Below are 12,095 nucleotides of genomic sequence, written 5' to 3' on the forward strand. Positions count from 1 at the left end.
GGGAACTATGTTACAAAAATTCGGTTTCTCACAATATGAAAGCCAAGCTTATGAAGTTGTCGTATCAAGCAATGAACCATTAGATGCTACAACAATTGTGAAGCATTCTGGTGTTCCAAAAGCAAAAATATATGAAGTGCTAGCACGCCTGATTGATAAAGGAATGGTAATGGATTCTGTTTCAGAAAAGAAAAAATTGTATACAGCATTACCACTAAAGCTCGCAATTGAAAAATTAACGACAGAATTTCAATCAAACATTAAAGAATTAGAAACGAATATATCAAAAAAATCATTTACAGATGACCGTGTGTGGAGCTTAAAAATGCAATCTTCTATTCGAGTTCAAAGTAAAGAACTCATCGAAAGTGCAAAAGAATCAATTCGCATTTCAGCTTGGAATGACACTCTTTCAGAATACCTTCCTTCACTAGAAGAAAAAGCAAAACAAGGCGTCAAACTCGAGTCCCTTATAGTTGGAAAAGTAGAAACAGACTTAGAAAACATGCATTTTCTAATCCCAACTGAAGAACCTAACGCATTAGAACGCTACTTGCTACTCATCGTTGACGACCGCGAAATTTTATTTGCTGGTGTAGAGCAAGAGTCATGGCAAGCGATGAAAACAATGTCGCAACCTTTCGTAAAGTTCTTTACAGAATTTTTCTATCACGACGTTGCACTTGCAAAAATTACAGAAAAGCATCTGGATCTCTTCATGCAAGATGAGGAAATTAAGAGTTTGTTGAGGAAGTTAAGATACTAAAAAAACGCCTCTATTACAAGGCGTTTTTTTCTACATTTCTTTTCTATTTTTCATCCTTAACACATAAGCACCAGCAATAATAAAACCAATTCCTAAAACGAATAAAGCCTTAAATTCATTGCCGACGCCGCCAGTAGCTGGTAAACGCACTTCATTATGAGTATTATGTTGTTGCATCGGCTTCACATCAGCGGAAGGTTTCACTTCTCCACTCGGTGTTGGCTTATTTGGCTTAGAAGGAAGTGATGCCTTTTCTTCTTTCTTATTTTTCACAATATGTTTAATAATTTCTCCATTCTCTTTTATTTCAAATGCAAATGTCTCTTCATTTATTACATATCCATTCGGTGCTATTGTTTCTTTATACGTGTACTTTCCGTATAGTAGTTTAAATTTCGCTACACCTTTTTCATCCGTTTTCCCTTTTACTACTTCTTTCCCTTGTTCGTTGTAGATTGTAAACTCTGCATTTGGCAGTTTCGTATTCCCATCCGCTACATCTACTTTCGTTATTTCTAAATCACCTTCTACTTTCTTATCTTGAACGATATGTTTAATAATTTCGCCATTCTCTTTTATTTCAAATGCAAATGTCTCTTCATTTATTACATATCCATTCGGTGCTATCGTTTCTTTATACGTGTACTTTCCGTATGGTAGTTTAAATTTCGCTATACCTTGCTCATTTGTTTTTCCTTTTACTACTTCTTTTCCCTGTTCATTATAAATTGTAAACTCTGCATTTGGCAGTTTCGTATTCCCATCCGCTACATCTACTTTTGTTATTTCTAGTTCACCTTCTACTTTTTTATCTTGAACGATATGTTTAATAATTTCTCCATTCTCTTTTATTTCAAATGCAAACGTCTCTTCACTTATTACATATCCATTCGGTGCTATTGTTTCTTTATACGTGTACTTTCCGTATGGTAGTTTAAATTTCGCTACACCTTTTTCATCCGTTTTCCCTTTTACTACTTCTTTCCCTTGTTCGTTGTAGATTGTAAACTCTGCATTTGGTAATTTTGTATTCCCATCCGCTATATTTACTTTCGTTATTTCTAGTTCACCTTTTATATTTTCATTTTTCAACTCTAATACAGCAGTTTCACCAGTTTTCACTTCAATTTTTTTAATACTTCCGTCTAACACATATCCAGCTGGCGCTTGAATTTCTTTGACGCTATATATACCGATTGGAAGATTCCCTAGCTCCGCAATCCCCTTATCATTAGTCGTGACATTTTGTTTAAAGTTTTCATTAGAAACTTCAAACACCGCTCCTTTTAATAATTCCTTTTTTTCTCCTAATTTCATAATCTTTAAAGAGCCTACTGATTCCCAATTTACCACTAAATCTGTACTGATTTTCTCACTATTTCTTTGTAACAATACCGTTGTATTTTGAACTTTTTCTGATCCTTTAAAAGCTATTGCTTGTAAATTTGTTAAAGTAGACTTCACTTTCATTTTAAAATTACCACTACTCGTATCTTTCGGGATTAATATTTTAAATTTTTCGTTAATTGATAATGTACTTTTTTCTTCTCCATTTTCATTTACAATTCGAAGCCCTTTAGGAGCATTTTCAGGAAGAATTGTATAAGAGCCAGAAACCGCATTTGTTTGCACTGCATAAAATCCTGTTTCTAAATAATTACCTTTTTGTGTAGCAGTTTGTGGATCTACAGGATTAACTTTAAAAAATATATCTTGTGATCCAGTTTCTTTTTTTGAAGCTTCTACTAAACGCTTCATAAGATTATGTACTCGTTCATTTTTTGCAACTAAATCTTCTTCCGTTAATTCATTTGCTGCAATCCATACCGCTAATTGTGTAGCATAATGCGCCTCTTCTACTGTCGCTACCCCTAATTCAGATGGGCTTTTTTGAGGATATCCATTTAATAAAACACGATATACGGCATCAGATGATTTCCCCATCTCAGGCAAATCATCTCCATTTGGAGAACGCAAATCAGGCGTTAAACAATACGCAATACTACCCGAAGCCGTTTTAATTATTTCTGTCTTTATTTCACGCTGTTTCGACTTACTATAACTCCAATCCATTTTATATGTTTCTCTGTTCATTACTTCTGCCTTCACTTGCGGCATTGCAATTCCTAATAAAATAATAAGAGCGCTTAAAAAACTAAACCATTTACCTACCATCTTTCGTTTCATTCTCTCCACCACCATATATAAATTTCTACATGAAGCAATCTTACTGTTTCATTGTACTTATAGTGAAAAAAAGAGAATAGGTGGTTTTTTTGTAGTATCTTGTCGAATTGTTGAGAAAGTTCCAAAGTAATAAGCAACCTTTAAATTATTTGCTCTCATGCTGCTATTGACAAATGGACATTACATATTTTAAATTTTCAAACATGATAAAAAAGCACTTTATAAGTGCCTTCATAACTTACGAGAAACAAATTTTAAACGAATATATATTACTTATCTTTTTCCTTTATCTCCGTCAACAGCTCAATAATTTTCTCATTTTGCTCCACTTGTTTCTCTGAATTTTGATAGATGAAACGGACCCACCTTAATACAACAACAACTATCAATATCGGTAGTAGAGCAATTATCATGCCAAATACCGAGAAATTAGACATCATTCTCCATCACCTCGCTACATACAACCTTCTCCATCCACCTACTAAAACCTGCAATTTTTTACAAATAAAAAAGAATCTATCAAACGATAGATTCTTCTTTTGCAAACTGAGCAGAACGTCCTCTCGTAATCGAGAAAATTGCACAAAGTAGTGCTAATATAATAAAGCCGCCACCTACCCAAGCATTATATATAACAGATGATTTCTCAATAACAACTCCGCCTACTGTTGAACCGAGAGCAATCCCTAAGTGAAGCGCAGAGTTATTTAAACTTTGCTGAATACCAGCTGATTCTGGTGCAATTTCAATTAAATAATTTTGTTGTGCTGGTGAAATAGCCCAGCTAAGCATACTCCAAATTCCCATCATAATAATGAACAGCGGGAATGAGAATGTCATCATTGGCAATATGAAGATCGCACACGCAAATACGATAATAATTGAAATAATACTTTTCTTCGATCCCCATTTATCAGCAAGCAAGCCCCCAAGGCCGCCTCCAAGTACCGCTGCAATTCCGAAAATGAAGTAAAATACACTAATCCAATCTGCTTCAACATGCATCACATCTTTTAAAAATGGTGTTAAATATGCATATAGTGTTAAATGACCCGTTAAAAATAAGAATGATGTTAACTGTGCACTTACGATTTTCTTATCTTTTAACGTAGCAATTTGTTCTCTTATTGATAACACTGATGTCGGTGGTACTTTCGTTAAGAATAATGAAATACAAGCGATTGCTATAACTGTTAATACCGAAATTAATACAAATGGTGCACGCCATCCATATGCATTTCCGAGTACAAGGCCAAGCGGTACTCCAAGTACAAGTGAACCACTAATCCCCATGAAGATGATTCCAATTGCACGCGCACGAAAATGTGGTTCTACAACGCTAGAAGCAAGTGTTACTGACAGTGCAATAATAAGCGAACCACTCGCCGCACAAATAACCCTTGAGAACATTAACATCCCATAATTCACACTAAATGCTGAAATAATATTTCCGATTAAGAAAATTGATAATGCCCCAATGTATAATCTTTTTCTTTCGAATTTTCCAGTTATCGCCAATAAAACCGGACCTGATAAAGCAAATACTACTGAAAATATTGTTATAAGCTGACCAGCTGCACTAATAGATACTCCTAAATCATTGGCAACTAGATCGAGCGTTCCTCCTATAATTAGCTCAACCGTTCCGACTACGAAAGCCGCGATAGCTAAAATATACACACGAAAATTCAAGTCTTTCCCCACGCTTTCTTTTTTGGTTACTACGACTATAGTAACCAAAAAAGAAATTGAACACAAGTACAATTTTTTTACAATAAAAAAACAGGCGTATCATACGCCTGCCTTCTAATTATTAAACACTAGTTTTGTTCTTCTTATTTAAATACCAATATACTGGGAGTCCAGTAAAGACAATTCCAATTGATAAGAAACAACTTACCGGATCATTAATAATCGCACTTCCAAGTACAAACAATGATCCTAAAATCGCAACGATTGGTACAATCGGGAATAACGGTACACTGTATGCACGCTCTTTATTCTTGTTACGTTTTCTTAAAATGAAGACACCAATAAACGTCATTACATAGAAAATATAAATAATGAATACGGAAATCTCAGATAGCTTATTCGGATCACTAATAACCATTAAAATAATTCCTAAAATGATTTCAACAGTAATCGCATTTGCTGGTGTTTTAAATCTTGGACTTTCCTTTGCGATAAACTTAGAAAACGGAAGGTGTCCACGCTCTGCCATAGACATCGGAATACGTGGGAACGTTAAAATCTTTCCATTTAAACAACCGAAAATAGAAACGATAATACCGATACTAATGATTTTCCCGCCATATTCTCCAAGTAGCATGCCCGCAGCTGTCGCTGTTGCATTCTCTCCAAGGTCTACAATTTTCGCTGCTGGTAACACATTTAATAATGCCAAGTTAATTAGTACGTAAGCAGCCGTTACAATTAAAATCCCAACTGTCATCGCTTTCGGTAATAGCTTTGTTGGATTCTTCATTTCTCCGCCAATCGAAGCAAGTAGAATCCAGCCGTCATAAGCAAATAATGTTGCTAAAATTGCCATACCGATACTTTGATTTTCTGATATCGGCACTACTACATTAAAGATATCGCTATTTCCTTTCCAAAAACCTAACACAACAATTAATACGATTGGAATCATCTTTCCAATTGTCGTAACCGTTTGGACGATACCTCCATATTTTGTTCCCATACTATTTACAACGCCAAGGAACACAACTGTTCCAATAGCAATTGGTAAATTCCATACTTTATCTAAATAGAAAAAATTAATCATTAAAGAACTAAAGTACAATCCTAATGTTCCAATAATAGCTGGTCCATAAACAATTGTTTGCATCCAGCCTGATAAATATCCCCAAAAACTTCCGTAAATCTCCTCTAAATACGTATACAACCCACCATTTTTCGGGATTTGCGCTCCAATTTCAGCTACTGTTAAACCACTTGCTAACGTCAACAGACCACCAATTACCCAAGCAAGAATAGCCATATTAGAACTCCCCGAGTAATCTAATACGCTCCCTGGCTTCATAAACACACCAGATCCAATAATCGTTCCTACTACGATAGAAAGTGCTACTGTTAAACCAATTTTGTTCTTCTCATCATGATGCATGCTGCGTATCCTCCTTCCAATTCTAGTGTGATGCAAAAATGAAATAAAAAAACACTCCTCCCTAAAAAAGGGACGAGTGTTATATTCGTGGTTCCACCCTTGTTTCAATTCGTAAAGTAACATACTTCACCAATTTCTCAAGTCTAAATAACGGTTTTTGCCGGCAAGCAATTACTAGGTATCCGTTCACTGCTGCAGTTCAGAGGTGGTAATCCATTTTTCCGTATTAGGAAGCTCACAGCCAAAGGCTTCCCTCTCTGAGAATCGTAAAAAATTGATCAAGTCCTCATCATCACTTCTTGATGTCGAATTTTGTAGTTATTGTTCATTATATTGAATTGTTAGAAAAAATCAATATATTTTTTTATATAACATAAGAAATGTTTCTCTTCTTATATTATAACAGAAGCTATAATATTTCTCTAATTCCCCAGTATCTTTGGAACAGCGTAGCGGTAAAAATTATCTCAGCGATTTTCAAAATATATCGATTTACCAACAAAAAACGACAATAAGTAAGAGGAGACTTTCTAAAAGAAAGTCTCCTCACATACATACCTTCCGGTTGCCCACACGGAAGATACGACTTTACTCAATTATTTCTCATCTTTTTTCATAAAAAATTTACCCCGCATTAACGGGCAGTAAAACTTCCACCTTAAAATCCAGCGAATACAAGGATGAAGTTGGAATATTAACTGCCCGTAAAAGCCCGATTGGTTCAACTAATAATCAGTGGAAATGCACCACTGATTAAAGTTTCACTTTATGGTGCGGTAAATCAACGTTCAATTCCTCTAATTGTTTCTTTTCATTCTCTAAAATCGCTTTTGCTTTTTCTTTCGTTGTCTCATCTAATCCCGCAAAGATGTCTTCATGCTTCTCTTTCTCTGGAAGTTCCACACCTAGTTTTGTTAATTCTTCTTTTGCTTGCTTATGTGTTAATTTCCCGGATTTTTCTTGTTCAAAAATAGACTTTGCTTTTGCTTTTGTTGCTTCATCTAAGTCAGCAAGCATGTCTTTACGCTTACCTTTCTCTGGAAGTTTCACACCTAGCTTTGTTAATTCTTCTTTTGCTTGTTTACGTGTTAATTTGCCGGATTTCTCTTGCTCTAAAATTGATTTTGCTTTTTCTTTTGTTGCTTCGTCTAAGTTAGCAAACATGTCTCCATGCTTACCCTTCTCTGGGAACTTCACGCCTAGTTTTGTTAATTCCTCTTTTGCTTGTTCGCGTGTTAATTTGCCGGATTTCTCTTGCTCTAAAATTGATTTTGCTTTTTCTTTTGTTGCTTCGTCTAAGTTAGCAAACATCTCTCCATGCTTACCCTTCTCTGGGAACTTCACGCCTAGCTTTGTTAATTCTTCTTTTGCTTGTTCACGTGTTAATTTACCGGATTTCTCTTGCTCTAAAATTGATTTCGCTTTTTCTTTTGTTTGATCATCTAATCCCGCAAACATATCTTTACGTTTTTCTTTCTCTGGAAGCTTTACACCTAACTCCTTCAACTGTTTCTTTGTATCGTCCATAATCGTTTTTACTTTTTGTTTTGTAGCGTCATCTAAATCTTTTTTCGCCGTTTTTGTAGACTGCTCAGCTGCTTGAGTATTCGTTGCCGCGAATGCCGGAATACCGACTCCTCCAATGATTCCGAATGATAAAGCACCTGCAATCGCTAAATACCCAACTGTTTTCTTCTTCATAGGAAATTTCCTCCTTCATATTTCTAAAGCATGTACACTTTCGTATACAATTCCTATAGTAATGTCGGTTTCTTAACATTTCCTTAACGACTTAACAAAAAAACGCCGCTCATCCCGAGCGGCGTTGTTCTAAGCTTTTTGTAATTGTAATTCTTCACGTTCCATTATTCTTCTTAATACAATTGTTTGTGTCATTGTAAATAAGTTACCCGTTATCCAGTACAACACAAGTCCTGATGGCGCCGCAAATCCCATAAATAAAATCATTGCTGGCATCATAATTTGCTGCACTTTCAGCATCTGTACTTGTTCTCCAGGTGTAATATTAGATTGGAAAACTTTCATCTGAATAAATGTCGTTAACGCTGCGATAATCGGTAATATATGATAAGGATCTGCATGTCCTAAGTTCACCCATAAAAATGACGATGTGCGAATCTCTTCTGTTCGGCTAATCGCATAATACAAAGCAGAGAAAATCGGCATTTGTATTAATAGTGGCCAGCAACCAGCTAGTGGATTCCAACCGCCTGATTTCATTAGTTCCGACATTTCCTTTTGATACTGCTTTTGTTTTTCAAGATCTTTACCCACATCACCGTATTTTTGTTTCAGCTTCTGCAGTTCAGGTTGCATTTTCTTCATTTTCGCTTGACTACGATATTGTGAAACAGCTAATGGAATCATGGCTGAACGAATAACGAGCGTCATAATAATGATAGCAATCCCGAAGCTAGCTCCTGGTATGTGATGAGCAACAAATTGAATCATAAACGAGATTGGATATACGAAATAATGATCCCAAGTTCCCGTACTATGTGCATCAATTGGGGCTGCATTACTGCAACCAGATAAAACAAAAACAAGTAATAATGATAAACTAACGAGCACAGCTCGGTATGATTTTAACATGTTCATTCCTCCAATGTTTCGTAATTATTTAGCGAAACATTGGTGTATACGGACCGACCTCGTCATTCTCTTCACTGGATTCTTGTCTGCGCACAGAACGAATCATTCCATATTTATAAAAAATAGAGAAAAGCGTTACATTACCAGTACCCTCTTCACACGTATTAACTAGTTTAAAAGCTCTTTGTCTACCGCTTGATGCTTGCTGACGCACAAAGCGAGAAACATTAGCAAGGAAGAAAACTTCTAATAAACAAAGTGCTGTCGTTACAAACGATATATATAGAATTGCATCCTGCAATAAAAATTCCATCGCTTCACATCCTTAATAAGGTCATTTTAGCACATTCAACAAACATTCTCTATTTCCTTTTATCGTCAAAAAAGTATTTTGCATATTTTCTCAAGAAAACTATGCTAAAAAACTAATGTATTCGCTTTCTTTAGTATATTCACACGTATCCTTGTATAGGTTTAATTTGTTAGAAATTTATAAAATTTTCGCATTATAATAAAACTATTGCCAGTTTTTGAAAAAACCTTTATTCTCTTCTTGTAATCAAAAATGAATATGGAGATGAAACATACTATGGGTCAACTAGGAGACGCCGATTACGTTCCCGACACCGCCTTTTTATCCTTCCCAGCAGCTAAAACATTTCACTTAGAATTTATCATACAGTTGGTTGTTATTTTCGTAGCCTCTATTTTGTATGCAATTTCTATGAATATGTTCTTTATCCCGCATAACATGATTAGCGGTGGATTCGCTGGTGTAGGGATGATTATCGGTTATTTAATGCACTACAATATCGGTGCACTTATCTTTTTACTAAACATTCCTCTTCTTATTTTAAGTCACTTTTACTTAGGCAAGAAGACAACCTTTTTAACAGCGTACTTTGTAGCTGTATCATCGTTAGCGATGAACATTATCCCTGTACATCAAGTTTCAGACGATATTTTACTGTCTTCTGTATTCGGTGGTGTAATCTGCGGAGCAGCTTCCGGAATCATATTCCGATTTGCTTCTTCAACAGGTGGCTTTGATGTTGTTGGATTGATTGTAGCGAAACATCGAGATATTTCAATTGGAGCAATCATCTTTGGATTCAACTTAATCTTACTTGTTGCAGCAGGATTTATTTTCGGATGGGATATTACGCTTTATACGTTAATTAGCCGGTTTGTAGTCAGCAAAGTTATCGATGCTGTGCATACGAAACATATTAAATTAACGATAATGACAGTTACAGAAAAAGGCGAGGAAATAAAAAGCGCACTATTGCATCACGGCATACGCGGGGTGACAATGGTAGATGCTGTCGGCGGCTATACAAACCATAAGAAAAAAATGATTTACACTGTCGTGACTCGCTATGAGTTAGGCGAAATGAAACGTATTATCCGTCAAGTGGATAACAAAGCATTCATGAACATTACTGAAACAGTTGAAATTGTCGGCCGTTTCAAACGCATATAAAAAAGGTTACTACATGAAAGGGCATAACATATTAGTCATATACAATATGTTATGCCCTTTGTTATTCAACTAACGCACCCTTTAGCATAATAAAATCACGAAGTTTATTACTACAAATCGGAGGATAGCATTCCGTATACAATACTATCTGTCCATTCATTTTTACTCCAAAAATCTTGTATAAAATGGGCTTCCTTTCTCATGCCTATTCGTTCACACAATTTTTGTGAAGCTGTATTACGTGCATCAAGATTAGCTTGTATACGATGTACATAAAATTCATTAAATAATTTAAATACCAAACTACTTACTGCTTCTGTTGCCAAACCTCTCCCAGCTACTTCATTTGAAAAACTATAACCAATCTCAACAGTGTCTTTCATATTTGTGTACCATACGGATAAATCACCAACTACTTTAGTCTTGTATATAACTGCCAAACTTAATATTGATTCTTCAGTAAGTACATTGTTTGCTAGCTTCTTATTAAATCTTTTCTGCATGTCTTCATGAGTCCACTTATTATGTAATAGGAACTTACATGTATCATCATTATTATAAATAGCAAATACATCCTGTAAATCAGTACTCTTAAAAGGTCTAATTATTAATCTTTCTATTGTGATCTCCAAGTTAGCTCTCCTCCCTTACATTCATGCTACAAAACATTTTTTATAGTATGTAAGCCTCCTTCTTAGATCTCACCTTGATTACATATTTCATCATAATAAATTAAAATCCTTCTTCCACTAAACCGCATTGTTAGTGGTATTTCCTTGCGATTTTTATTTTTTACACTTATTACAAAATCAGATAATTCTATTATTGTGGCCCTAAATGTGTTATAATGAAAGCAGACTCACAAAAAAAGAGTATATAGACTTGGAAGTTTCTCTTATTTTTACAAGCAAAAAGAAACGAGCAGTCAGGTATATTTCAAACACCATACACGTAACGGTTTAAAAAACCGATCATCTTAGTTATTCTTCCATGATCTTTTTATAAAAAGATACGTACAACTAAAATTCACTTCAATATACTATACCTACCTTTTTGACTTCCAAATCATCTTATTACATAAGGAGATGAACATATGAATCAATATATAAGATATACAATAGCTGTCCTGTTTGCTATTATCGGCGGAACAATCTGCTTCTGGACAAACACTCAGCTTGGAGAGAATATCATTTTTAATGGAATCGAAACGCTTGTAAGCGCTTCAATTTTAGGTGGATACATTTACTTCCTCTTCAATCCAGACGAAAATGCACAAAAAACAATGTTATTAACAATGATCGGAATCGTTGGCGGATGTATTTCCTACTCAATGACTAACTATACATTACCACTTCAATTAAGCTCAGCTTTCTTCCACGGTCTATGGACTTGGTTCATTGCATTCTGCCTAGCAGACGTATTCAACCTTTTACAAGACAATGAAGAAGAGAACGGTCGCCAAATTGAAAGTAACTCGTAAGCTGGAAGATACTCTTCCAGCTTTTTTGTTTTGTTACTCTTTCCTGTTCATACCCCATCACTAAAATAAAAAGAAGCTACCCCCACGGCAACTTCTTTTCCACATACCCCATTCAGTATTCACTAAAATATATCAACGATTTTTCAAATATATCGATCGTTTCTCCACTTATATCAACGATTTTTTCATTATATCGACGTTTCGACACAGGTTATCGACTTACCGACACCCTTCGACACTCAAAACGCACAACATACCCTATCCCCCAAGCAATTTACTGCCGAACTCTACGATTAAAAAGATAACTAATAGGATCGCGAGTATCTTTAATGCTACATATGCTACTTTAAAAACAGCATAAATAAGCAAGACTATTAAAATAATCGTTAAAATTTCCATCTAGAATTCCTCCAAGCTTTGCTCTGCTTATCTTATTTTA

Annotated in this window: 12 protein-coding genes and 1 other annotated feature; of the genes, 3 read left to right on the plus strand and 9 right to left on the minus strand. The window is 35.2% G+C overall.

Features of this window, described 5'->3' with window-relative positions:
• The first annotated feature begins 7 nt into the window (after positions 1–7).
• Positions 8–766 (plus strand): TrmB family transcriptional regulator, encoded by a 759-nt coding sequence (locus CER22_RS08545; RefSeq protein ID WP_087986003.1) that lies wholly within the window; start codon positions 8–10, stop codon positions 764–766.
• A gap of 30 nt (positions 767–796) precedes the next feature.
• Here CER22_RS08545 and CER22_RS08550 read toward each other — a convergent pair whose 3' ends face one another.
• The 7 genes from CER22_RS08550 to CER22_RS08580 form a co-directional block, all read right to left on the minus strand.
• Positions 797–2,953, minus strand: a complete 2,157-nt coding sequence (locus tag CER22_RS08550; RefSeq protein ID WP_088608562.1) for a SpaA isopeptide-forming pilin-related protein — start codon at positions 2,951–2,953, stop codon at positions 797–799.
• 269 nt (positions 2,954–3,222) lie between these two features.
• Entirely contained in the window at positions 3,223–3,390 is a 168-nt protein-coding gene (locus tag CER22_RS33010) for a hypothetical protein (protein ID WP_176546143.1), read from the minus strand.
• Positions 3,391–3,472: 82 nt separating this feature from the next.
• The gene (locus CER22_RS08560; RefSeq protein ID WP_142293450.1) at positions 3,473–4,657 is read right to left on the minus strand and encodes an MFS transporter; all 1,185 of its coding nucleotides are present in this window, start codon (positions 4,655–4,657) and stop codon (positions 3,473–3,475) included.
• A gap of 109 nt (positions 4,658–4,766) precedes the next feature.
• A complete protein-coding gene (locus tag CER22_RS08565) occupies positions 4,767–6,080 on the minus strand; it encodes an APC family permease (protein ID WP_088064746.1) in 1,314 nt (437 codons plus the stop codon).
• A 65-nt stretch (positions 6,081–6,145) separates the two neighbouring features.
• Positions 6,146–6,382, minus strand: a binding site (T-box leader).
• A 451-nt stretch (positions 6,383–6,833) separates the two neighbouring features.
• Entirely contained in the window at positions 6,834–7,781 is a 948-nt protein-coding gene (locus CER22_RS08570) for a hypothetical protein (RefSeq protein WP_088608564.1), read from the minus strand.
• Between the two features lie 129 nt (positions 7,782–7,910).
• Positions 7,911–8,693, minus strand: coding sequence for a membrane protein insertase YidC (gene yidC, locus CER22_RS08575; RefSeq protein ID WP_088608565.1), 783 nt, complete (start codon positions 8,691–8,693; stop codon positions 7,911–7,913).
• Positions 8,694–8,721: 28 nt separating this feature from the next.
• Positions 8,722–9,006, minus strand: coding sequence for a hypothetical protein (locus CER22_RS08580; protein WP_000394932.1), 285 nt, complete (start codon positions 9,004–9,006; stop codon positions 8,722–8,724).
• Between the two features lie 276 nt (positions 9,007–9,282).
• On the opposite strand from CER22_RS08580, the gene CER22_RS08585 reads away from it, so the two are divergent.
• Positions 9,283–10,176, plus strand: coding sequence for a YitT family protein (locus CER22_RS08585; RefSeq protein WP_000530035.1), 894 nt, complete (start codon positions 9,283–9,285; stop codon positions 10,174–10,176).
• Positions 10,177–10,286: 110 nt separating this feature from the next.
• Here CER22_RS08585 and CER22_RS08590 read toward each other — a convergent pair whose 3' ends face one another.
• Positions 10,287–10,808 carry a GNAT family N-acetyltransferase gene (locus CER22_RS08590; RefSeq protein ID WP_088608566.1) on the minus strand — a complete coding sequence of 174 codons (522 nt, stop codon included), beginning with the start codon at positions 10,806–10,808 and terminating at the stop codon, positions 10,287–10,289.
• Between the two features lie 461 nt (positions 10,809–11,269).
• Here CER22_RS08590 and CER22_RS08595 point away from each other — a divergent pair, with 461 nt between their 5' ends.
• Complete coding sequence (locus CER22_RS08595; RefSeq protein ID WP_088608567.1) at positions 11,270–11,656, plus strand: DUF3938 domain-containing protein; 387 nt, start codon at positions 11,270–11,272, stop codon at positions 11,654–11,656.
• A 258-nt stretch (positions 11,657–11,914) separates the two neighbouring features.
• Here the strand turns inward: CER22_RS08595 and CER22_RS08605 are convergent, their stop codons facing one another.
• Positions 11,915–12,055: a DUF3985 family protein gene (locus CER22_RS08605; protein ID WP_000404783.1), complete on the minus strand. Its 141-nt coding sequence runs from the start codon at positions 12,053–12,055 to the stop codon at positions 11,915–11,917.
• Between the last annotated feature and the right edge of the window lie 40 nt (positions 12,056–12,095).

The sequence above is a fragment of the Bacillus sp. K2I17 genome (assembly GCF_002209985.1).
Classification (GTDB): domain Bacteria; phylum Bacillota; class Bacilli; order Bacillales; family Bacillaceae_G; genus Bacillus_A; species Bacillus_A wiedmannii.

Excerpts from the sequence above, each read along its gene's own strand:
- CER22_RS08545 (WP_087986003.1), top strand. The coding sequence starts at position 8 with ATGTTACAAAAATTCGGTTTCTCACAATATGAAAGCCAAGCTTATGAA.
- CER22_RS08550 (WP_088608562.1), bottom strand. The coding sequence starts at position 2,953 with ATGAAACGAAAGATGGTAGGTAAATGGTTTAGTTTTTTAAGCGCTCTT.
- CER22_RS33010 (WP_176546143.1), bottom strand. The coding sequence starts at position 3,390 with ATGTCTAATTTCTCGGTATTTGGCATGATAATTGCTCTACTACCGATA.
- CER22_RS08565 (WP_088064746.1), bottom strand. The coding sequence starts at position 6,080 with ATGCATCATGATGAGAAGAACAAAATTGGTTTAACAGTAGCACTTTCT.
- CER22_RS08570 (WP_088608564.1), bottom strand. The coding sequence starts at position 7,781 with ATGAAGAAGAAAACAGTTGGGTATTTAGCGATTGCAGGTGCTTTATCA.
- yidC (WP_088608565.1), bottom strand. The coding sequence starts at position 8,693 with ATGTTAAAATCATACCGAGCTGTGCTCGTTAGTTTATCATTATTACTT.
- CER22_RS08580 (WP_000394932.1), bottom strand. The coding sequence starts at position 9,006 with ATGGAATTTTTATTGCAGGATGCAATTCTATATATATCGTTTGTAACG.
- CER22_RS08585 (WP_000530035.1), top strand. The coding sequence starts at position 9,283 with ATGGGTCAACTAGGAGACGCCGATTACGTTCCCGACACCGCCTTTTTA.
- CER22_RS08595 (WP_088608567.1), top strand. The coding sequence starts at position 11,270 with ATGAATCAATATATAAGATATACAATAGCTGTCCTGTTTGCTATTATC.
- CER22_RS08605 (WP_000404783.1), bottom strand. The coding sequence starts at position 12,055 with ATGGAAATTTTAACGATTATTTTAATAGTCTTGCTTATTTATGCTGTT.